Genomic DNA, 21,143 nt, shown 5'->3' on the forward strand with positions numbered 1-21,143 from the left:
ACTTGCGGGACGGGTGTTTTTGCCCGTCCCGTTTTTGTTTCGACCCGAAAGGTGTGCCCATGGCCTCATCCGCCCCGCGCGGCCTGCGCTCCGACCATGTCGTTACCGTCGGCATTGCGCTGTTCTCGATGCTCTTTGGCGCCGGTAACCTCATCATTCCGCCGTTGCTGGCACTTCAGGCCGGTACCGCCACGCCACTTGCCATGATTGGCTTTTTGATTGCTGCCATCGGCCTGCCTGTTATGGGCTTTATCGCCGTGGCGCTCGCCGGAACGGCGCGTGAGCTTGCCGGCCGCGTGCACCCCAAGTTCGGTGAGTTCTTTGTCGCGGCGGTGTATCTGGCCATCGGCCCGTGCCTGGCTATTCCGCGCACGAGCTCCACGGCCTTCGAGATGCTGGTGCCGCTGCTGCCCGAGGGCGTCTCGCTCGGTACGGCTCGCCTGGTGTTTGCCGTTGGCTTCTTTGTCGTCGCGTTTGCGCTCACGCTGCGCCCGGGTGTCATCACACGCGTGCTCGGCCGCATTACGGGCCCCGCGCTCATTGCGCTCATTGTGCTGGTCGTGGGTGCTGCCGTGATCTCGCCGCTGGGACCGGCTGCCGCGCCTCTGGCTCCTTACGATGCAGGCGCCGCCGTGCAGGGCTTTCTGACTGGCTATCAGACCATGGACCTGCTCGCGTCGCTCGCCTTCGGCATCATCATCGCCGAGACCATCCACGAGTTGGGTGTTACCGATGACAAGCGCGTGGCCTTTGAGATTTCGCGCTCCGGTGTGATTGCCGGCGTACTCATGGCCATCATCTACTGCGGCCTGGCGCTTGCCGGCACGCAGCTCGGCACCGTGATGCCCGACGCTACCAACGGCGCCGCCATCCTCGCCCGTTCGGCCTCCATGCACTTTGGCCTTGCCGGCACGGTCGTGGTCTTTGCGATCTTTTTCCTTGCCTGCATGAACGTGTGCATCGGTCTTATTAGCTGCTGCTCGCGTTACTTCTGCGAGACGTACGTGGTTGAAGGGGGAGTGGAGGCCTCCGAGGAGGCCATGCGCCGCCCCTTCGCGATTCTCGCCTTTGTGTTCGCGGCGTTTTCGTGCGTACTCTCCAACGTGGGCCTCGACGTGATCCTTATGTTCTCGGTGCCCATGCTCAACGCCTTGTATCCCGTTGCCATCGTGCTGGTGCTTATGGGCCTGGTGCACGGTTTTTGCGACGCGCATCCGCAGGTGTGGGTTTGGGTCGGCGGCGTTGTCGCGGTGCAGAGCGTGATTACCTCGGTTCGAGACGCGTTCTTTGCGGGTGCGTGGCTGCCGTTCGATGCGCTGCCGCTGGCGGACATTGGAGCCGCGTGGGCGCCGGTTGCCGTGGTGGCGTTTGTGATCGGTCTGCTCCATAGTCGTTTTGTCGCACATTCGAGGAGCTAAGGCATCAATGCTTGCACAGGCGGGGAGTCTCCCCTATAATTTCCTTCGCTTTGGGACACGCAAGGTTTAGACCTTAGCTGCTCAACACCTTCGGGACGTGGCGCAGTTTGGTAGCGCGCCTGCTTTGGGAGCAGGATGTCGCAGGTTCAAATCCTGTCGTCCCGACCATATCTTGCGGGCGTAGTTCAATGGTAGAACCCCAGCCTTCCAAGCTGATGACGCGGGTTCGATTCCCGTCGCCCGCTCCATAAGAATTGTTTTAACGGCTTTGGTTTCCTTTGGGGATCAGAGCTGTTTTTGTTTACGCGCCGGGCGACGGGAATCGAACCCGCTCCGCGCCCACCTAAGTTGCGGTTAAATACGGACTGTCTTTTGGCTTTTGCGAACCCATTGAAGTCCGGGGTAGCTAATTTGGAGCGGGTTTTTGACTGCTCTAGCGATCGGCTGGCAAATGTGGCAAAAAAAGCCCTGCCCCAAAATGACTGGTCTGGTGCTGAGCCACGAAAACGGCCCATTTACTACGTTTGGCCCGCAGGGGTCGACCATAGCAGCATTTTCGGAAAATCAGCAAGCCGTCTACCAGCGGTTTTGATTATTCTGATTTTGGTATGGTCGAGGGCAATCGGTTAAACGTAGTAGATGGGTCCATTTCGTGGCGAACGGTGGCATTCGCGGTCCAAAGCTGCCGGTTTCGGATGGCCAACCTGGAAGTTGCGGTGAATTAATTTCTGAAAAGCTCGAATAAGCCTAAATCCAGGAACTATTTCACCGCAACTTAAGAGGGGATGGGGCTGAGTGGCGGGCGATGCCGTTGCCTGTCGGTTAGTGGCGGGATTGGTGGCGGAGCTTGTCGATGGTGGAGTCGGTGCTTCGGCTGCGGGCTTCGGCGGCGCGGTCGCGGGCGTCGGCGGCGGTTTGGCGCTGGCGGCGGTAGTCGATCATGCCTTGGATGATGGGCTTGCCAAAGCTCACGACATCATCGTTGTAGATGGCGGTTCGGGCTGCGAGGAGGCAGTCGGTAAAGTCCATATGGGTCTTGCCAAAGAGTTTGACGGCAAGGGCGACAACGGTGGGCTCGTCGACCATGACGTCATCGAGCAACCTCTTCATGGCCGCAGTAATCTCAACGCGGGGAACCTTATAGACGTCGCGCAGTGTGACCACGACGCGCGTGATGATTTCGGGGTAGACGCGAGCGGTGCGCGTGGCGATGACCTTGGCGGCGCGCGGTGACAGAACCTCGTCGTCGTCAAGCAGGTAGCGCAGGATGACGGTCTCGTCGATGATGGTGCTACTCATGGATATCTACTTCCTCGGGACCCAAAATCGAATCGTCGCTTTCTGTGGCAAGGTACTCAATCCAGGCATTGCGCTCTTCGGAGCGGCGATTGGGGTCACCATATGCTTTGAGCGATCCATAGGCGGCGGTGCCGTTCTCTGAGCGCACGGCGACCGGCTGAAAGGGGAGCTTGCGCATCAAAATGCTTTGCGCGACAAATAAGCGGACAGCCTCGGCGAGCGATGTGCCCATGGCATCGTAGAGATGCTCGGCATGCTGCTTGTCTTCCTCGCGAATGCGCACCTGCAGGATGGCTCTTTTTTGAGTCGATGACATCACTGGCCCCCTTAATGAGCGTGCAATATAGTCGGTCAAATGCGGCATGTGCCGATACTTGAGCATCTTATAACGATTACTTTATTTCACTCAAGTTGATAACCATAAACACGAATACAAGCGTAGTACATCCAAAATGAGAGCGCATAAAAATCTCTGAGGCGTACGCATGTAATACACTTACCTTTATAGCTTCTAGAGAATAATTCCAACCTGCCAAAACCCCTGCAATACACCCGTATTGCAGGGCCTATGCTCAAGTTTGCCACCTGCAACTGCGTATATTTAACCTGTATATCGTTGGAGGAATTCTATCGAAGTGCCTGTTTCGCCGCATGCACTCGATACGCCGATGCCGGACCACGGGCGGTCCGGGGCAACGTCGACAGGGTCTCTCCGGCATGGGATTCAGGAGGGAGTGAACAACATGGGCAATAAACGAGTCGTAGCCGATTCCTCACGCTGCATTGGGTGCCAAACCTGTATGGCGGCGTGCATCGAGGCGCACGACATCCCCGGCAACATCGCCGCGCCGCGCCTGCGCGTGACGCGTACGTACGAGATCTCCGCACCGGTGGCTTGCCATCACTGCGAGGATGCCCCGTGCGCGAAGGCCTGTCCTACGGGCGCCTTGTTCTTTGATCCAAAGAACCATCGTATCGGCGTCAACGAGGACAACTGCATCGGCTGCAAGAGCTGCGTCATGGCATGCCCCTTTGGCGCCGTGAGCGTGGCGACCACGCAGGTTCCGGTCTTGATGGGCGACGTTCGCGTGGGTTCGCAGACCAAGAGCTTCGTGCTCAAGTGCGACCTGTGCGTGGACCGTCCCGGCGGTCCGGCGTGTGCCGAGGCGTGCCCGACCAAGGGCCTCACCCTGGTAGACGAGGAGCGCCTGGCAGAACTGACTGCCGAGCGTGCCCGCGCCACCATCGAAAACGAGGCGTAAGCGTTGGGGCGACAGGCCCAATGATTGTCAAATAAGTACCGAGTAATCGGTAGCAGAAAAAGGAAGGAGGGTGTCATGGAGAAGCATAAAGTGATCTGCCCGTACTGCGGCGCCGGTTGCCAGTTTAACCTCCTGGTCCAAAACGGCCAGGTCGTGGGCACCGAGCCGCTCAACGGCATCACCAACCAGAGCGAGCTGTGCCTTAAGGGCATGAGCGGCTATGACTTCATCAACGACACCAAGATCTTGACTCCTCGCGTACTGCACCCGATGATCCGCCGCACCAAGGGCGCGGATCTTGAGCGCGTAAGCTGGGACGAGGCACTGGATTTCACCGCATCTAAGATGCAGGCCATAATTGACGAATATGGTCCTAACGCTGTCATGACCACCGGCTCTTCGCGAGGCGGCGCAATGAGGCGAACTACGTCATGCAGAAGTTTACGCGTGCGTGCATCGGCACCCACAGCGTAGACAACTGCGCCCGTACTTGACACGGCCCTACTGTCCTCGGTCTGATGGACACGGTTGGTTCAGGTTGCATGTCATGCTCCATCCCCGGTATGGAGGATGCGGGCTGCATTTTCCTCTTCGGCTATAACCCTGCCGATTCGCACCCCATCGTCGCAAGGCGTATCGTGCGAGCCAAAGAAAAGGGTTGCAAGATCATCGTCGCCGACCCGCGCCATATCGAAACCGCGCGTATCGCCGATCTCTACCTTCCGATCAAGAACGGTTGCAACGTCGCGTTCCTCAACGCCTTTGCCAACTGCTTGGTCAACGATGGCCTCTACGACAAGGAATTCGTCGCCGAGCACACGAACGGCTTTGACGAGTGGTGGGAGACCATCAAGAACTACACTCCCGAATCCGTACAGGACATCACGGGTGTCGAGCCCGCGTTGATCCACCAAGCTGCCGAGATGTACGCCACGGCGAAGCCCTCCGCCATCATTGGCTGGGGCATGGGCGTATGCCAGCAGAAGCAGAACCTGAAGACGGTGCACACCATCGCCTCCATCGCCTGCGTTGCCGGCCAGATCGGCAAACCCAATTCCGGCCTCGCGCCCGTGCGTGGTCAGAACAACGTCCAGGGCTCCTGCGATATGGGCATGCTGCCTAACCTGTACCCTGGCTACCAGAAAGTCACCGACCCCGCCGTGCGCGCCAAGTTTGCAAAGGCTTGGGGCGTGCCCGAGGAAAAGCTCCCGCTCGAGGAGGGCTACAAGCTCACCGACCTGGGCCACCTGGTCGACGAGGGCAAGGTGCACTGCTTCTACAACTACGGCGAGGACCCGGTGCAGACCGAGCCCGATTCGGCCGGTATGCGCAAGACGCTCTCCGAGCTGGATCTGTTCATTTGCCAGGACATCTTTATGACGCAGACGACCATGCTCGCCGACGTCATCCTGCCCGCTACCTCTTGGGGCGAGCACGAGGGTGTCTTTACCGCATCCGACCGTAGCTTCCAGCACTTTGACGCGGCTGTTCCGCCCAAGGGCGAGTGCCGCCACGACTGGGAGATCTTCGCGGACCTGTCCACGCGTATGGGCTATCCCATGCACTACGACAACACCGAGCAGATCTGGAACGAGTGCATTAGCCTGTGCCCCAACTTTGTGGGCGCGACCTACGAGAAGATGGCTCCCGAGGGCGGTTACGCCCAGTGGCCGGTCAAGAGCACCGATGTGAACGACCACGGTACGCCCGACATGTTCGCTGGTGGCAAGTTCACCACCAAGGACGGCCGCGCCAACCTGATGGCGCACGACTGGGAGGCGCCCTCCGAGCTTCCCGACGATGAGTACCCGCTCATTCTGTGCACCGTCCGCGAGGTCGGTCACTACAGCTGCCGCTCGATGACCGGCAACTGCAAGACGCTGGCGCTGCTCGCCGACGAGCCCGGCTTTGTCCGCATGAATCCCGCGGACGCCCAGGCGCGCGGCATCAAGAACGGCGACATCGTCTCGATTCACAGCCGCCGCGGCCAGGTATACAGCCGCGCCGACGTGAGCGATCGCATCAATAAGGGCACGGTCTACATGACCTACCAGTGGTGGATCGGCAAGTGCAACGAGCTGACCATTCACAAGGTCGACCCGGTCTCGCATACGCCCGAGGACAAGTTCTCCGCCTGCCAGGTCGACGCCATTGCCGACCAGGTTTGGGCAGAGGGCGAGGTAGAGCGTCAGTACACCGAGCTCAAGCAGGCTCTGGTGGACGCCGCTGCCCCCCAGGACGTTGAGCCTGGCGCCGCCAAGTTCGACGACGAGACGCACGTGAACCAAATCGTGTAGTCCCGTTCTCGTTGGCTTTTTGGGCCGGGCGTCCCGTACGTTCGGGAGCCCGGCCCGTTATTTTGAAAGGAAGTGGGGATGAACCGCTTCATCGACATCAACCCGGAGAGGTGCATCGGCTGCGGAACATGCCAGTCCGCCTGTGCCGACGCCCACCGGATGCAGGGTCTTCAGGATACGCCGCGCCTGGCGCTCGTGAAGACCGGCGGTATTTCGGCCGCCCTTGCCTGCCACCATTGCGAGGGTGCTCCCTGCGCCGAGGTTTGCCCGGTGAATGCCATCGAGCACGATGGCGATCGCATTCACGTCAAGGAGCAGGAGTGCATCGGGTGCAGGCTGTGCGCCATCGCGTGCCCCTTCGGAGCCATCCATCCCGATGGCACGTCTATCGCCGGTGTCGCAGGCATGTGCGACCCGACGCCTTCGTATCCTAAGTCCCTGAGCAGCCTGCTTACGTGGGCTCCTGGCCAGTACACCTGCGCCGTCAAGTGCGACCTGTGTGCCTTCGATCCGGACGGCCCGCATTGTGTGGCGGCGTGCCCCACCAAGGCGCTGACCGTCATGGGCGGCGCGGCCGATCGCGAGCTCGACGAGGCCAAGCGCCTGCGCTCGATTGAAAACGGTCCGTCCGTTGACGTTACCGCTGTGGCCCAGGGCCTGTCCGAGAAAGCAGAAGGGAGCGTAAACAATGGATAGCATGACGCTGTTTATCGCATCGCTTGCCGTCTCGTGCATCGGTGCGCTCGCCTCGGTTCTGCTGATCAAGGCCGATAACGCCGCCAAGACCGCCGGCTGCCTTATCGGCGCCGTCGCCGCGGTGCTTTCGTTTGTGGCTGGTATCCAGGCCGTGCTGGGCGATGTCACGTCGGTCGACACCATCGTGTTCTTCCCGTTTGCCCATTTCCAGCTGCTGCTCAATCAGCTGTCCGGTCTGTTCGTGGCGCTCATCTCGGTGCTCGCGTTTGCCGGTTCGATCTACGGTCTCAACTACTTTGATGAGTACCCGGGCAAAAAGGGCCGCGCCGGCTTCTTCTTTAACACCTTCGTGGCGTCCATGATGCTCGTCATCACCGCCGACAACGTGTTTTGGTTCTTGGTCGCCTTTGAGCTCATGTCGCTGACCTCGTACTTCCTGGTCGTGATCGAGGAGAACGAGAACTCCATCCACGGCGGTTGGCTCTACTTTGTGATCGCGCATGTGGGCTTTGTGCTCATCATGGCGAGCTTCCTCACCATGACCAACTTCGCCGGTGGCTCGTTTGCCTTTGCGGATTTCCGCGCCACGCAGTTTAGCCCCGCGGTCGCATCCGTGTGCTTCGTGCTCGCCTTCTTTGGCTTTGGCGCCAAGGCCGGTATCATCCCGCTGCACGGCTGGCTGCCCAAGGCACATCCCGAGGCGCCGTCCAACGTGTCTGCCCTCATGTCCGGCGGCATGATCAAGATCGGTATCTTCGGCATCCTCAAGGTTGGTCTCGACCTGCTCTCCGCCTCGGGCGTTCAGGTCTGGTGGGGCCTTATGGTCATGGTCTTCGGTGCGATCTCGTCGGTCCTCGGCGTGGCCTTCGCCCTGCAGGAGCATGACATCAAGCGCCTGCTGGCCTATCACTCCGTCGAGAACATCGGCATCATTCTGCTCGGCGTCGGCGCTTCCATGGCCGCCATGGCGCTCAACTCTGTCGGCATCGCCGTCCTGGCTTTGATGGCCGCCCTCTACCACACGTTTAACCACGCGATGTTTAAGGGCGAGCTGTTCTTGGGCGCCGGTGCGCTGCTGTACTCCACGGGTACGCGCAATATGGAGAAGATGGGCGGCCTGTTCCGTCGTATGCCGGCAACGGCCATCTGCTTCCTTATTGGCGCGCTTGCCATCTCGGCCATCCCGCCCTTCAACGGATTTGTGTCCGAGTGGTTTACCTACCAGTCGCTGTTTAACGCCGCCATGCAGGGCGACAAGGCCGTCATGATCGTGGCCGTGTTCGCTGCCGTCGCGCTCGCAATTACCGGCGCACTGGCCGTCACGTGCTTCGTCAAGGCCTATGGCGTCTCCTTTGCCTCCGCGCCCCGCTCCGAGGCCGCGTCCAATGCCAAGGAGGTTCCTGCCCCCATGGTGTTTGCACAGGGCCTGCTCGCGGCCATCTGCGTCGTGCTGGGCATTGGCGCTCCCGTGATCGCGCCCGTGCTGGTCGATGTCGCCGCGTCCGTGCTGCATCCGTACGGTGGCGTGTTTGCCGCCGAGGGCATGGAGCTCATGAACCAGTACTCCGGCGCTGCCACCTCCACGCCCGCGATCGCCATTGCGCTCGTGGTGCTCGTCGGCCTTGCCTGCGGTTATCGCAAGCTCAAGACCGTCGGCAAGGTGCAGAAGTCCCAGCCGTGGGCATGCGGTTATGCTCCCAACGAGCATATGCCCGTCGTGGCCACGACCTTTGCCTCCGAGGTGTCCTGGTTTATGCAGCCGCTCTACACGCTGCGCGACCGCTGCACGGCCGTCTGCTGGTCCATCGCGCACTTCTTCCAGAAGCTCATCGGTGTGGCCGAGGCTGTGGAGCCCGTACCCGACAAGGTTCTCGTCGATGCCCCGCATAAGGGTGTCGAGAAGCTCGCCGACCTCGCGACTAAGCTCGAAGGCGGCAACTACAGCATCTATATCTGCTACATCGTCGCGGCACTCGTGGTGTTCCTCGTGCTCGCCGTGCAAATGGGTTAAGGAGGGGAGAGCATGAACAACATCGTACTTGCCGTTCTGCAGGGCGTGGTCGTTATGGCCGTCGCGCCGTTCTTCTCCGGTCTCGGCCGCGTGATCCGCGCCAAGATGCACAACCGTCGCGGCCCCAGCATCATGCAGGACTATCGCGACCTGGCCAAGCTCTTTGCGCGCCCCGAGTCCCAGAGCGAGGACGCGAGCTTTGCGCTGCGCATTATGCCGCCGCTGTTCTTCGCCGTCGCCTTTATGCTCGCGATGGGCCTGCCGCTCTTTACGGCACAAAGCCCCATCCCGGTCTTTGGTGACGCCATCACCATCATGTACAGCCTGGCGCTCGCCCGCTTCTTCTTCGCCCTCTGCGGTGTGGATTCGTCCAACGCCTACGCCGGTATCGGCGGCGTCCGCGAGCTGCTCATGAGCGTGCTCATCGAGCCGTCCATGCTACTGGCGCTGTTTGCCGCCGCCCTGGTGTGCGGCTCCACCGACATCGCCACCATGGGTCAGCACATCATGACGGGCGCCGTCGACGCGCCGGTCGCCGTGATCCTCGCCGGCATCGCCTTTGCGATTGCCTGCTACATGGAACTCGGCAAGCTGCCGTTTGATCAGGCCGAGGCCGAGCAAGAGCTTCAGGAAGGTCCGCTCGCCGAGCTTTCCGGCCCGTCGCTCGCCATGGCCAAGCTCGCCATGTCCATGAAGCAGGTCCTGGTCGTCGCCTGGTTCTGCGCGATCTTCGTCCCCTGGGGCGAGCCCGCGACTGTGGGCGCCGCCGCCGTTCTGGGCGCGGTCATCTTCCTGGTGAAGTGCCTTATCGACTTTGTCGTATGCGGCGTGATCGAGAACTCCTGCTCGCGCTCGCGTTTTAAGGTGCTCGGCAATCAGACCTGGGCCGTCGTGGGCATCGCCGTTCTGGCGTTTGTCTTCGTGGTCGTCGGCGTGTAAGAGAAGGGAGAAACAATGTCATTTGCAGTCAGTCTGTCCCTTCTCGGCTTGGTCGCTATCGCGGCCCCGATGGTGGCTTCGGTGCTCGTCGCCCTGTTCCCCCGTCCGTACGCCAAGTGGTTCAGCGTTTTGGGTGCCGCCGTCTCGACGGTCTGCACCATCGCCCTCGCCGCGAATTTCGCTGGCGCCGGCATGCCCGACACGCAGGTCCCCCTGATCTCGTTTGGGCAGACCCTCGTCATGGGATTCACCTTCGATCGCATGAGCACGCTGCTCGCGCCCGCCTTTGTGGGTATCGGCCTGCTTGTCGTGATCTATTCGATTCCCTATATGAGCGAGAATAACCGTGAGCATCCCGACGCGCCGCGTCGTCGCTTCTACGCGTACCTCGCGACCTTCATCGGCGCCATGGCCGGCCTCGTGTACAGCTCGACCCTTTTGGGGCAGCTCGTGTTCTTTGAGATCACGGGTGCGTGCTCTTGGGGCCTCATTAGCTACTACATGACGCCTACGGCCAAGAAGGCCGGCATGAAGGCCCTGATCATTACGCATATCGGTGCGCTCGGCCTGTATCTGGGCGCCGCCATCGTGTTTGCCCACACTGGCACCTTCGCCATTACCGCGATTGCCGGCCTCGACGCCAAGCTCAAGGCTATCGTCCTTTTGCTCGTGCTGTTTGCGGCCTGGGCCAAGTCCGCACAGGTTCCCATGTACATGTGGCTGCCTTCGGCCATGGAGGCGCCGACGCCTGTTTCGGCCTACCTGCATGGTGCCTCGATGGTCAAGGTCGGCGTGTGCGTGTTCGCGCGCGCACTCGTCTCTGCCGGCGAGGTTCCCGAGATCGTTGGCTGGGTTGCCATTATCGACGCCATGGTCACCATGCTCTTTGGTTTCCTTATGTACCTGCCGCAAAAGGACATGAAGCGCCTGCTGGCCTTCTCCACGATCGCCCAGCTCTCCTATGTGTTCTTTGGTCTGGGCCTTTCGGTCTTTGGCAGCCAGCTGGCCTTTGATGGCGCCGTGTGTCACATCTTTAACCACGCTTTCGCCAAGACGCTGTTCTTCCTGATCGCCGGTTCGTTCTCCTTCACGCTCGGCACGCGTATGCTGCCCAAGCTTCGCGGCATCGTAAAGAAGTACCCGATCTCGGGCGTGGGCTTTGGTGTCGCCGCGCTCGCCATTGCCGGCGTGCCGCCCATGAACACGTTCTTCTCGAAGTTCCAGATCATCGCCGGCGGCTTCTCTGTTGGTGCCGGCAACGTTGCGATCCTGGTGCTCGTGTGCATCATGGTTGCCGAGACCGTCGCCACCTTCGCCTGGTTCCTCAAGTGGATGGGCTATTGCCTGCCCGGCGAGCCGAGCGACGAGGTCGCTGCGGGAGCCCCGCTTCCCCGCGCGATGGCGTTCGTGTTCATCGTGCTCATCATCATGGTTATCGTCAGCGGCCCGCTTTCGGCCAGCTGGATCGGTTAGGAGGTAGAACGACATGGGTTATTCGATCGTCAACATCCTTGGCGGCCTTCTGATCGTCACGTCCACCATGGTGGTCGTCTCAAAGAACATCAAGCATGCCATCAGCTGGTATGCGGTGCAGTCGCTGGTGCTCGTGGGACTGCTCGCCACGCTCGGTGCCACTACCGGTGCGCAGGAGCTGCTTATGTGGGCTGGATCTGCCTTTATCACCAAGGTCGTCCTGGTCCCTTATATCCTTAACCGCGCATACAAGAAGATGGGCGAGCCGAGCGACGCATCGCTCAAGGCCGGCCTTAAGCCCGCGTGGGCCATCTGCATCATCGCCGTCGAGGTCGCGATCTGCTTTGCCGTCGTGACGCAGATCAGCCTGCCCACGGCCGAGGTCGCAACGCCTGCGCTCGCTATTAGCTTCGCTCACTTCTTTGTGGGCCTCACCTGCATCATCTCGCAGCGCAACATCATGAAGCAGATCTTTGGATACTGCCTTATGGAAAACGGCAGCCATGTGACGCTCGCGCTTTTGGCCCCCACCGCTCCCGAGATTATCGAGATCGGTATCGCCACCGACGCCATCTTTGCCGTCATCATCATGTCCATCGTCGTGCGTCGCATTTGGGACGACTCCCACTCGCTCGATGCGCGCGACCTGTCCGAGCTGAGGGGGTAGTCCATGGAAACGTTGATTCTCGCCCTGCTCGCGACTCCTTTGGTGTTCTCGCTGGTCATGGCATTTTTGCCCAAGAACACGTCCTATAACGTGTTTGCCGGTCTCAACCTGGTCTCCGTCGCAGCCGTCCTGGTGCTGTCGATTATGACGGCCGGTGACGTCCTTATGAGCGGCGAAACCGCGAGCGCTCTTGGCCTGTGGTTCCACCTCGATTCACTGGGCGCCATCTTTGTGCTGCTCATCGGCTTTATTGGTTTTCTTACGGGGCTGTTCTCGCTGCCCTATGTAAAGGCCGATATCGAGGAGGGCTCCATGCCCGCCGAGCGCGCAAAGCAGTATTTTGCGCTGTTTAGCCTGTTTGTGTTCACCATGCTGCTCGCGTGCCTGTCCAACAACATGATCCTCACGTGGGCCGCCGTGGAGGCAACCACGCTTTCCACCGTGTTCCTCGTGGGTATCTACAAGAACAAGACGGCCCTCGAGGCTTCTTGGAAGTATGCGATGGTCTGCACCGCCGGCGTGGCCTTTGGCTTGTTCGGTACGCTGCTGATCTACGCCAACGCCGCCGACGTGATTCCCAATGCCCACGAGGCCGCATTCCTGTCGTGCGTGCTGCCGTATGCCGACCAGTTCGACCCGACGCTCATGCGCCTCGCCTTTGCGTTTATCGTGATCGGCTTTGGCACCAAGGCCGGTCTGTTCCCCATGCACACTTGGCTGCCCGATGCCCACTCCCAGGCCCCGAGCCCTGTCTCGGCCCTGCTCTCGGGTGTGCTGCTTAAGTGCGCCATGCTCGTGATCATGCGCTTCTACGGCTTTACCATCCAGGCCGTGGGCGCCGAGTATCCGCAACTTTTGCTGCTGATCGTCGGCACGCTGTCCATTTTGGTGGCGGCACTTTCGATGTTTCGCCAGGACGACCTCAAGCGCCGCTTTGCGTACTCGTCTGTGGAGAACGTGGGCGTTATCGCCCTGTGCCTGGGTATCGGTGGCCCGCTGGGTATCGCCGCGGCCCTGCTGCACTGCGTGTTCCACGGCTTTACCAAGACGCTTGCCTTCTGCGTGTCCGGCAACATTCAGCACGCCTTTGGCACGCGTAGCCTGGCTAAGATCCAGGGTGTCGTCGAGGTTGCCCCCGCAACCGCCGCGCTCGCCGTCCTGGCGCTGCTCGGCCTTGGTGCCTTCCCGCCCTTCGGTATGTTTATCTCCGAGTTCCTGACTTTTGTCGCCGGTGTTACCGCCGGTCCCATGTGGCTGGTCGTCGTGGTCGCCCTCGGTCTTACCGTGGCCATCTCCGCGCTCACCCGCATCGCACTCAAGTCGGTATTCGGCCATGCACCCCAGGGCATGGGCAAGCATGAGGCCCCGGCGCTCATGCTTATCCCCGAAATCATCCTGGCTGTCATGATCTTGTGGTTTGGCATCGCCACCCCGCTGCCTCTCGTACACGGTGTGGAGACCGCGACCGGCATCGTGCTCGAGCAGAGCACCGAGGAGCTTCACGCGACGCCGATGTACCGCGCTGTGTTCGGTACCGAGACCGCTCAGAGCGAGGTGGAGTAACGAATGATTGAAACTGAGAACAAGGTGTATGCCCGTCGCTGCGAGAGCCATGTCGAGGCCCTGCGCCGCGCCGTTCCGGGCTGCATCGAGAAGGTCGAGTGGCAGTGTGAGGACCAGCTGACGATTACCGTTAAGCAGGACAAGCTGCCCGAGGCCGTCCACTACCTGTATTACGAGCGCTACGGCTGGATTCCCGTGATCATCGGCAACGACGAGCGCAGTCTGTGCGGCCGTTACGCCGTGTACTACGTCATCTCCATGGAGGGGGAGGACCCCGGCTGGGTGACCGTGCGCACCGAGGTCGATCCCGCCAAGATGACGTTCCCGTCCGTGACGCCGTTCGTCCCCGCCTGCGTGTGGGGCGAGCGCGAGCTGCGCGATATGTTCGGCCTGATTCCCGAGGGCCTTCCCGATCGTCGTCGCCTGGTGCTGCCCGACGATTGGCCAAGCGGCCTGTACCCGCTGCGCAAGGACTCCATGGACTACCGCTTCCGTCCCGCTCCCGCGAGCGACATGGAAAACTACGAGTTCTTGGCCGATACCAAGGGCAAGGAGACGACGCTCGTCCCCATGGGCCCGTTGCACATTACCTCCGACGAGCCCGGCCACTTCCGCCTGTTCGTTGAGGGCGAGACGATCGTGGACGCCGACTACCGTCTGTTCTACGTGCACCGCGGTATGGAGAAGGTCGCCGAGACGCGCCTGAACTATGACGCCGTGACGTTCCTCGCCGACCGCATCTGCGGCATCTGCGGCTGCGCCCACTCGGTGGCCTATGCCGAGGCCGTCGAGCGCGCCCAGGGCATTCATGTCCCGCCGCGCGCCCAGTACATCCGCGCTATCATGCTCGAGGTCGAGCGCCTGCACTCGCATCTGCTCAACATTGGCCTGGCGTCGCACTACACAGGCTTCGACTCCGGCTTCCAGCAGTTCTTCCGCGTCCGCGAGAAGTCCATGGACCTGGCCGAGAAGCTCTCCGGTCACCGCAAGACCTACGGCCTCAACGTGATCGGCGGCGTGCGTCGCGACATTTTGGCCGAGCAGAAGCTCTCCACCCTTACGACCATCCACCAGCTGCGCTCCGAGGTTCAGGAGCTCGTCGACGTCTTGCTCTCCACGCCCAACTTTATTGAGCGTACGAGTGGCATCGGCATCTTGGACCGCAAGATCGCACGCGATTTCTCGCCGGTCGGCCCGCTCATGCGTGGCTCGGGCTATGCCCGCGACGTGCGCTTTGACCATCCCTTCGACGGCTACGCCGATCCGGACGTCCAAAAGATGCACGCCGCCACGGCCGACACCTGCGATGCCTTCGGCCGTACCGCCGTTCGCATCCAGGAGGTCTACGATTCGATCGACATGATCGAGACCATGCTCGAGAACTGCCCGTCGGGCCCCATCCTCACCACGGATTGGGAGTACACCCCGCACAAGTACGCCATCGGCGCCACCGAGGCGCCGCGCGGCGAGGACGTGCACTGGGCCATGCTCGGCAATAACCAGAAGTGCTACCGCTGGCGCGCCAAGGCCGCCACGTACAGCAACTGGCCGGTCCTGCGCTACATGTTCCGCGGCAACACCGTGGGTGACGCGGCGCTGATCGTCGGATCGCTCGACCCGTGCTACTCCTGCACCGACCGCGTGACGGTGACCGATGTCGCCGCCAAGCGCGACCACGTGCTCGACAAGGAGCAGTTCGAGAACGTCTGGCGCGACAAGTCGCCGCTTGCGGGCGAGGGCACCATGGCCGCTCCGCTCGATGAGGAGGCGCTCTAATATGCTGAAGCTTTGGAAGGTTAACGCCAAGGCCGGCGACGCGACGGTCAAGTACCCGTTTGCGCCGTTTCCCACCAACAAGGACATGCGCGGCAAGCCCGAGCATAATGCTGAGCTCTGCATCGCCTGCGGTGCCTGCGGCGTGGCGTGCCCGGCCGATGCCATTCGCATGGACACCGACCTTGCGGCCGATACCATCACCTGGTCGATCGACTACGGTCGCTGCATCTTTTGCGGCCGCTGCGAGGAAGCCTGCCCCATGGAGGCCATCAAGCTCACCGAGGAGTTTGAGCTGGCCGTCATGAGCAAGGACGACCTCACCAGCAAGAGCGTCTATACGCTCGAGCACTGCTCGCGCTGCGGCAAGCCGTTTGCCCCGCACAAGGAGATCGACTACGCCAAGCGCCTGCTGCAAAAGGCCGGCGGCATGGAGGCCATCCAGGCCGCCCGTACCGTCGGTATGTGCCAGGAGTGCAAGCGCGAGCTCGACGCCCTGCGCGCCGCCTCGGCCGTAAAGACCGGCAACGCGCACGGCATGGCTGCCAACGAGACGCTTGCGTCCGGTGAGCCCCAGGGCCCCGGCATGGAGTATCTGGGCGGCCACGGCGTGAACCCGGAGTATATCGACCGCGAGCTCAACCCCGATGCGCCCGAAATTCCCGCCGGTCCGGCGCCGGTCGAGGGCATCATCATGGATTTTGATACGAAGGAGGAGTAACCATGGCCGAACCCACGCTTTTGCCCGAGCGGCTTCAGTACCGCCCGACCAAGATCGAGCTCGACGAGAGCATCGAGAAGGCCAAGGCGACCCTTCTTAAGAAGATTAAGCGCTCGGTGTACGTCTACCGTGTTGACTGCGGCGGCTGCAACGGCTGCGAGATCGAGATCTTCGGTTCCATCACGCCCGTCTTTGACGTCGAGCGCTTTGGCATCAAGGTCGTGCCCTCGCCCCGTCATGCCGATGTGCTGCTGTACACCGGCGCCGTGACGCGTGCCATGCGCATGCCGGCCCTGCGCGCCTTTGAGGCCGCACCCGATCCCAAGATCGTGGTGTCCTATGGCGCGTGCGGCTGCACCGGCGGCATCTTCTACGACAACTACTGCGTCTGGGGCGGCACGGACAAGATTCTGCCGGTCGATGTCTACATCCCCGGCTGCCCGCCCAGCCCCGCGCAGACCATCTACGGCTTTGCCATGGCACTTGGCCTGCTGGACCAAAAGCTCCATGCCGAGACCACGGTGGAGGCCGCCGGCGAGCAGGCCGATATCCTGCACCCCGGCGTGCCGTACAAGCTGCGTGTGGCCATCGAGCGTGAGGCTCGCGCCATGAGCGGCTACCGTTACGGCCGCGACCTGGCCAACGAGTTTATGGACACGCTCGAGGGTGCGCCCAAGGGCGATATCCGCGGTGCCATGGCGCTGCTCATCGACAAGCAGGACGATCCGCGCCGCGTCGAGGTGTACTCGGCGCTGCAGGATCTGGTGCTGGCCGGAGGTCGCTAGATGGAGCTCACGGACCGCTCTGGTTACTTTGCGGGCCCCGGCATGCTCGGCGGCTCCTTTGGCGATGCCTCGCGCGCAAGCGACGAGGCCGCCGAGGGCGTCGCCGACCCCTGCCTGGGCCACGCGCCCGACCAGGTGGTCTTCTACGAGCTCACGCGTAAGTTTGTGGAGACCGAGGAAGACGTTCCCCAGGAGGCCTGCGACGTGCTGTACTACACGCTCGCCGTGGGCCACCACACCGGTGTGCTCGACTGCTTTGAGCCGCGCCTGTCGGTGCCGGTGAACGTCTTCTATTCGCTCGTCGACGCGCTGCCGGAGGGGGAGGCCAAGACCAAGTTCGAGGCCATCCGCTCCTTTGGCGAGTGCCAGCTCGACAAGGCGGCGGTGCCGTCGCTGCTCGAGGCCTGCGATGCGCTGCTCGACGAACGCGGTTTTCGTGGGTCGGCCAAGGCCGGCATCTCGGTGTTCGACGACGACTTTGGCCTGCATGCCCAGCAGGTCGCGTTTCTGATGAAGTTCCGCGATCTGGTTGAGCGCGTGCGCGATGTGTCGGGCGTGTATCTGACGGGGAGGTTGCAGTAATGGGTTGCGTTGTGGATGGACGTGTGAACGGCGCCCCGTTTGCGGGCATTGTGCTCACGGCGGGAAGCGTGCTGCGTGCTGACGATGCCGCCGGCCCCGTGCTCTCCAAAAAGATGGAGGACGCGCCGCTTGCCGGCTGGTACACCATCGATGGCGGTCAGACGCCCGAGGATGACATCATCGAGGTCAAGCGTGAGCGTCCGCCGCGTTTGGTTTTGGTCGATGCCGCCGATATGGCGCTGCCCGTCGGCGCCATTCGCCTGCTCGACAAACGTGATGTGGCCCGCAAGTCGATGTTCACCACGCATTCGCTCCCTTTGTCGATTCTGATCGAAGAGATTGAGCAATCGTGCGAAGATATCGTCTTCGTCGGAATTCAGCCGGGCGATACGGAGTTCTATAACCCCATGTCCCCGGAGGTCTTTGAGGCCGTCGACGCCGTGTACGACGCCGTGGCCGCCAACGACTTTTCCCACTTTGTCCGCTTGGGGCAGGAGCTATAGCAGCGCTTGCCTCTGCTGAATAGGAAAGAAGTGATTGACATGGCAGATTCCAAGGTGGAGTACCCCGCTCCCGATTGCCTGGCGCCCGCCGCGATCGAGGCCAAGACCGAGACCGCCGGCGTGACCAAGGCTAACCTGCCGGTCGCAAAGGCCTTTGTTTTGGCGATGTTCGCCGGTGCGTTTATCGCCTTCGGCGGCCTGTTCTTTACGGTGTTTTTGAGCGACAGCACGCTGGGCTGGGGTGCCCAGCGCGTCGTGGGCGGCCTGTGCTTTTGCCTGGGCCTGGTGCTGGTGCTGGTTTGCGGCGCCGAGCTGTTTACCGGCAATTCGCTTATGGTCTGCGCGCTCAAGAGCAAAAAGATCACTCTGGCCCAGATGCTCAAGGCCTGGGTCGTCGTGTGGGTCGGCAATTTTGTCGGTGCCCTGTTCATCGTCTTTTTGGTGTACATGGCCGGCATCTATAAGCTCAACGGCGAGGCGGTCGCCAACTCCATGGTGAGCGTCGCCGCCGGCAAGGTGACGATCGACTGGGTGACGATTTTCTTCCGCGGCATCCTGTGCAACATCTTTGTGTGCCTGGCCGTGTGGATCGGTACTGCCGGCAAGACCGTGGTCGATAAGGTCGTGGGCATTCTGCTGCCCATCGCAGCCTTTGTGGCCTGCGGTTTTGAGCACTGCGTTGCCAACATGTACTTTTTGCCCATGGGCGCCGTGATGCATGCATGCGGTTATGGTGCCGACGTCGCCGGCGCCGATGCGCTCAACGCCGCGGGCATTGCGTTTAACCTGTCCGCCGCCACGCTGGGCAACATCGTGGGCGGCGCGGTTCTAGTCGCGCTCGGCTACTGGTTTATCTATGCCAAGAAGTCCGAGGCGTAAAGTACCGCCTGTTTGACGTTGGCCTCCCGCGGGGCGTTGCCGTACGGGAGGCTTTTTGGGTCTGGGGCTCGTTGCCGGGCTGTTGGCCTGTTGTGTTTGGCTGATGAAAGGGGTAATCGAGATGGCATCTGCTGTGAAGCGTGACGGTCGCGCCGTGGTGACCACATGCGGGGGATGCTATGCCGATTGTGCCTTTGTAGCCCATGTTGAGGATGGGCGTGTGGTGGCCGAGTTGCCGGTGCCGGGGCATCCGTGCGCGGCGCGTGCCCTGTGCGCCCGCGGGCGCCATCGTCTGGACATGCCGTTTGACGAGCGCGATCGCATTGTGCACCCCATGCGACGCCGCCGGGATGGCTCGGGGTTCGATGCGATTACCTGGGACGAGGCGTTCGCGCAGATCGCTGCGCGCCTTGGGGGGATTGTTGACGGGCATGGTCCGCGCGCGCTGGGCATGACGCTCGGCGTGCCCTCGTTCGACCGCTACTGGGCCTATCGCCTTATGCACGCGCTGGGTTCGCCCAACGTGTACGGCGCCGATGGTGCCTGCGAGGTAAGTCGTCTCACCGGATGGGAGCACAGCCTGGGCTACAGCCCCGCCTCCGACCTAGCGCATACCGACTGCATCATGTATCTGGGGCGTTCCATCGTCGATTCATCGACGATGGGGGCCGTCGATGCGCTCAACGATGCCCGTCGCCGTGGGGCGAAGATTATCGTGGTCGACCCCCGGCGCAGCGGCTCGGCTGCGCTTGCCGACCGCTGGCTGCGCGTGCGCCCGGGCTGCGACCTGGCCTTGCTGCTGGGCATTGCGCATGTGCTCATTGCCGAGGACTTATACGACCACGAGTTTGTTGCCCGCTATACCACGGGTTTTGATGAGCTGGCGCAGGCGGCTGCTGTTTGGACGCCTGAGTGGGCCGAGTCGATGTGCGACGTGCCGGCCGCAGAGATTGTCGCCACGGCGCGCGATCTCGCTGCCGCCGCGCCTGCCGCCGTGGTAGATGCTGGCTTTCATGGCGGCATCGGTATCGCGTATGCCAATAGCACCCAGACCGCGCGCGCTATCTGCTTGGTCGATGTGCTGCTGGGCTGTATTGGACATGCGGGCGGCGCGCTCAATCCACCCACACCGCTTGCGCTGGGCGACCTTGATCCCGCACGCTTTGCGACGCCGCCGGTGCCGCGCATGTCCAAGCTGGGGTCCGAGCGCTATCCACTGGTCGATCCGGTGCGCGGCCTGTGTACGACCATCGGTCAGTCGATTCTTGCCGGCGATTTGCGTGGGCTCATCGTCTATGCTAGTAACCCCGGTGCGGGCTATGGCAATGCACAGGCTTGGTTGAGTATTTTGCAGCAGCTCGACTTGCTCGTGACGATTGATATTCGCTGGTCCGAGACGGCGCGTGCTTCTGACTTCGTACTGCCCGACGTGACGTATCTGGAGGCCGACCGCGGCGTGGGTACGGTCGTGGGCCGCAACGACGCGCGCGTGTTCTACCGCAACGCCGTGCTGCCTGTGCAGCATGACGACACGCGTCCCGGTCGGGAGATTTTTGCTGGTCTGGCGCAGGCGTGTGGCGTGGGCGAGTACTTCCAGTTTACGTCTGACGACCTTGCGGCTGCCCAGGTGGCGCCGTTTGGGATCAATCTGGACGAGCTCAAGGAGCGCGGTTGGGCCGATACGGGCGTGGCGCTGCCGTCGCGTACGGGCGAGCCGGTGATTCCGCTTGCCGGCGGCAAGATCGTGCTGGCAAGCGACGTATGGGAACGAGCCGGCCTGGGTCGTGTACCCAACTGGATCGCGCCCATGGTGGAGCCCGGTCCGCGGATGTTTCGCCTCATTAGCGGCAATCGACCCTTTGAGTCGCATACCTCGCGCAGGCTCGCGGCCCAAGGTGCCGCCGAGGCTGGATCGGACCTGGATGCCGTGCAGATGAATGCTGATGTCGCCGCTCGCATGGGTATCGCCGATGGCGAGGTCGTTGAGCTCGTGAGCGATATGGGCCGCGACCGCGTGCGCGTGGAGACGACGCCGTATCTGCATCCGGCGTGCATCTTCACCTCGGCCGCCCCCGGTGGGCGTTCGTTTGGCCGCGATGCCGGTGACGCTCAAGCCTTGGGCGTGGGCCCGCTCGACCATACGCCGCTGCGCTGGGATCCCATTACGGGCGCCGCACTCACCCAGGAAAACGCCGTTCGCGTGGAAAAGATCGCCGCGCATGGGGATAATGACGAGTAATTGACTCAGCTGATGTATTCGACTGATCCACGTTTC

Annotated in this window: 17 protein-coding genes, 2 tRNA genes and 1 pseudogene; 18 read left to right on the top strand and 2 right to left on the bottom strand. The window is 62.0% G+C overall.

Annotated features, from left to right (window positions below):
* The first annotated feature begins 59 nt into the window (after positions 1-59).
* From brnQ to OIL88_05680, 3 genes are all read left to right on the top strand, one after another.
* On the top strand, positions 60-1,418 hold the full coding sequence (gene brnQ, locus OIL88_05670) for a branched-chain amino acid transport system II carrier protein (protein HJI71856.1): 1,359 nt from the start codon (positions 60-62) through the stop codon (positions 1,416-1,418).
* A 91-nt stretch (positions 1,419-1,509) separates the two neighbouring features.
* Positions 1,510-1,586, top strand: a tRNA-Pro gene (locus OIL88_05675).
* 6 nt (positions 1,587-1,592) lie between these two features.
* Positions 1,593-1,666 (top strand) — tRNA-Gly (locus OIL88_05680).
* A gap of 574 nt (positions 1,667-2,240) precedes the next feature.
* Here the strand turns inward: OIL88_05680 and OIL88_05685 are convergent.
* On the bottom strand, positions 2,241-2,717 hold the full coding sequence (locus OIL88_05685; GenBank protein ID HJI71857.1) for a hypothetical protein: 477 nt from the start codon (positions 2,715-2,717) through the stop codon (positions 2,241-2,243).
* Positions 2,710-3,033, bottom strand: coding sequence for a type II toxin-antitoxin system RelB/DinJ family antitoxin (locus tag OIL88_05690; protein HJI71858.1), 324 nt, complete (start codon positions 3,031-3,033; stop codon positions 2,710-2,712). Before OIL88_05690 ends, OIL88_05685 begins: the two co-directional genes overlap by 8 nt.
* A 427-nt stretch (positions 3,034-3,460) precedes the next feature.
* Here OIL88_05690 and OIL88_05695 point away from each other — a divergent pair, with 427 nt between their 5' ends.
* From OIL88_05695 to OIL88_05765, 15 genes and pseudogenes are all read left to right on the top strand, one after another.
* Positions 3,461-3,979: a 4Fe-4S dicluster domain-containing protein gene (locus OIL88_05695; protein HJI71859.1), complete on the top strand. Its 519-nt coding sequence runs from the start codon at positions 3,461-3,463 to the stop codon at positions 3,977-3,979.
* A 75-nt stretch (positions 3,980-4,054) separates the two neighbouring features.
* A pseudogene (gene fdhF, locus OIL88_05700) lies at positions 4,055-6,276 on the top strand (formate dehydrogenase subunit alpha).
* A 78-nt stretch (positions 6,277-6,354) separates the two neighbouring features.
* Positions 6,355-6,972, top strand: coding sequence for a 4Fe-4S dicluster domain-containing protein (locus OIL88_05705; protein ID HJI71860.1), 618 nt, complete (start codon positions 6,355-6,357; stop codon positions 6,970-6,972).
* On the top strand, positions 6,965-8,983 hold the full coding sequence (gene hyfB / locus OIL88_05710) for a hydrogenase 4 subunit B (GenBank protein ID HJI71861.1): 2,019 nt from the start codon (positions 6,965-6,967) through the stop codon (positions 8,981-8,983). The genes OIL88_05705 and hyfB overlap by 8 nt, the downstream gene beginning before the upstream one ends.
* Before the next feature lie 12 nt (positions 8,984-8,995).
* Positions 8,996-9,922, top strand: a complete 927-nt coding sequence (locus OIL88_05715) for an NADH-quinone oxidoreductase subunit H (GenBank protein ID HJI71862.1) — start codon at positions 8,996-8,998, stop codon at positions 9,920-9,922.
* A 15-nt stretch (positions 9,923-9,937) separates the two neighbouring features.
* Positions 9,938-11,395, top strand: a complete 1,458-nt coding sequence (locus tag OIL88_05720) for a hydrogenase 4 subunit D (protein HJI71863.1) — start codon at positions 9,938-9,940, stop codon at positions 11,393-11,395.
* A 13-nt stretch (positions 11,396-11,408) separates the two neighbouring features.
* On the top strand, positions 11,409-12,062 hold the full coding sequence (gene hyfE / locus OIL88_05725; GenBank protein HJI71864.1) for a hydrogenase 4 membrane subunit: 654 nt from the start codon (positions 11,409-11,411) through the stop codon (positions 12,060-12,062).
* A gap of 3 nt (positions 12,063-12,065) precedes the next feature.
* Complete coding sequence (locus OIL88_05730) at positions 12,066-13,625, top strand: hydrogenase 4 subunit F (GenBank protein HJI71865.1); 1,560 nt, start codon at positions 12,066-12,068, stop codon at positions 13,623-13,625.
* Positions 13,626-13,628: 3 nt separating this feature from the next.
* The gene (locus OIL88_05735) at positions 13,629-15,401 is read left to right on the top strand and encodes a hydrogenase large subunit (GenBank protein HJI71866.1); all 1,773 of its coding nucleotides are present in this window, start codon (positions 13,629-13,631) and stop codon (positions 15,399-15,401) included.
* Position 15,402: 1 nt separating this feature from the next.
* Positions 15,403-16,119 (top strand): formate hydrogenlyase complex iron-sulfur subunit, encoded by a 717-nt coding sequence (locus tag OIL88_05740; GenBank protein HJI71867.1) that lies wholly within the window; start codon positions 15,403-15,405, stop codon positions 16,117-16,119.
* A gap of 2 nt (positions 16,120-16,121) precedes the next feature.
* On the top strand, positions 16,122-16,904 hold the full coding sequence (locus OIL88_05745; GenBank protein HJI71868.1) for an NADH-quinone oxidoreductase subunit B family protein: 783 nt from the start codon (positions 16,122-16,124) through the stop codon (positions 16,902-16,904).
* A complete protein-coding gene (locus OIL88_05750; protein HJI71869.1) occupies positions 16,905-17,486 on the top strand; it encodes a formate hydrogenlyase maturation HycH family protein in 582 nt (193 codons plus the stop codon).
* On the top strand, positions 17,486-17,989 hold the full coding sequence (gene hycI / locus OIL88_05755; GenBank protein ID HJI71870.1) for a hydrogenase maturation peptidase HycI: 504 nt from the start codon (positions 17,486-17,488) through the stop codon (positions 17,987-17,989). The genes OIL88_05750 and hycI overlap by 1 nt, the downstream gene beginning before the upstream one ends.
* A gap of 39 nt (positions 17,990-18,028) precedes the next feature.
* Entirely contained in the window at positions 18,029-18,868 is an 840-nt protein-coding gene (locus tag OIL88_05760; protein HJI71871.1) for a formate/nitrite transporter family protein, read from the top strand.
* Between the two features lie 121 nt (positions 18,869-18,989).
* Complete coding sequence (locus OIL88_05765) at positions 18,990-21,107, top strand: molybdopterin-dependent oxidoreductase (protein HJI71872.1); 2,118 nt, start codon at positions 18,990-18,992, stop codon at positions 21,105-21,107.
* Positions 21,108-21,143: the final 36 nt, after the last annotated feature.

The organism is Coriobacteriaceae bacterium, assembly GCA_025992855.1.
GTDB lineage: Bacteria > Actinomycetota > Coriobacteriia > Coriobacteriales > Coriobacteriaceae > Collinsella.

What these genes read in the sequence shown, in the direction of transcription:
- brnQ (HJI71856.1), top strand. Translation starts at nt 60, where the DNA reads ATGGCCTCATCCGCCCCGCGCGGCCTGCGCTCCGACCATGTCGTTACC.
- OIL88_05685 (HJI71857.1), bottom strand. Translation starts at nt 2,717, where the DNA reads ATGAGTAGCACCATCATCGACGAGACCGTCATCCTGCGCTACCTGCTT.
- OIL88_05690 (HJI71858.1), bottom strand. Translation starts at nt 3,033, where the DNA reads ATGTCATCGACTCAAAAAAGAGCCATCCTGCAGGTGCGCATTCGCGAG.
- OIL88_05695 (HJI71859.1), top strand. Translation starts at nt 3,461, where the DNA reads ATGGGCAATAAACGAGTCGTAGCCGATTCCTCACGCTGCATTGGGTGC.
- OIL88_05705 (HJI71860.1), top strand. Translation starts at nt 6,355, where the DNA reads ATGAACCGCTTCATCGACATCAACCCGGAGAGGTGCATCGGCTGCGGA.
- hyfB (HJI71861.1), top strand. Translation starts at nt 6,965, where the DNA reads ATGGATAGCATGACGCTGTTTATCGCATCGCTTGCCGTCTCGTGCATC.
- OIL88_05715 (HJI71862.1), top strand. Translation starts at nt 8,996, where the DNA reads ATGAACAACATCGTACTTGCCGTTCTGCAGGGCGTGGTCGTTATGGCC.
- OIL88_05720 (HJI71863.1), top strand. Translation starts at nt 9,938, where the DNA reads ATGTCATTTGCAGTCAGTCTGTCCCTTCTCGGCTTGGTCGCTATCGCG.
- hyfE (HJI71864.1), top strand. Translation starts at nt 11,409, where the DNA reads ATGGGTTATTCGATCGTCAACATCCTTGGCGGCCTTCTGATCGTCACG.
- OIL88_05730 (HJI71865.1), top strand. Translation starts at nt 12,066, where the DNA reads ATGGAAACGTTGATTCTCGCCCTGCTCGCGACTCCTTTGGTGTTCTCG.
- OIL88_05735 (HJI71866.1), top strand. Translation starts at nt 13,629, where the DNA reads ATGATTGAAACTGAGAACAAGGTGTATGCCCGTCGCTGCGAGAGCCAT.
- OIL88_05740 (HJI71867.1), top strand. Translation starts at nt 15,403, where the DNA reads ATGCTGAAGCTTTGGAAGGTTAACGCCAAGGCCGGCGACGCGACGGTC.
- OIL88_05745 (HJI71868.1), top strand. Translation starts at nt 16,122, where the DNA reads ATGGCCGAACCCACGCTTTTGCCCGAGCGGCTTCAGTACCGCCCGACC.
- OIL88_05750 (HJI71869.1), top strand. Translation starts at nt 16,905, where the DNA reads ATGGAGCTCACGGACCGCTCTGGTTACTTTGCGGGCCCCGGCATGCTC.
- hycI (HJI71870.1), top strand. Translation starts at nt 17,486, where the DNA reads ATGGGTTGCGTTGTGGATGGACGTGTGAACGGCGCCCCGTTTGCGGGC.
- OIL88_05760 (HJI71871.1), top strand. Translation starts at nt 18,029, where the DNA reads ATGGCAGATTCCAAGGTGGAGTACCCCGCTCCCGATTGCCTGGCGCCC.
- OIL88_05765 (HJI71872.1), top strand. Translation starts at nt 18,990, where the DNA reads ATGGCATCTGCTGTGAAGCGTGACGGTCGCGCCGTGGTGACCACATGC.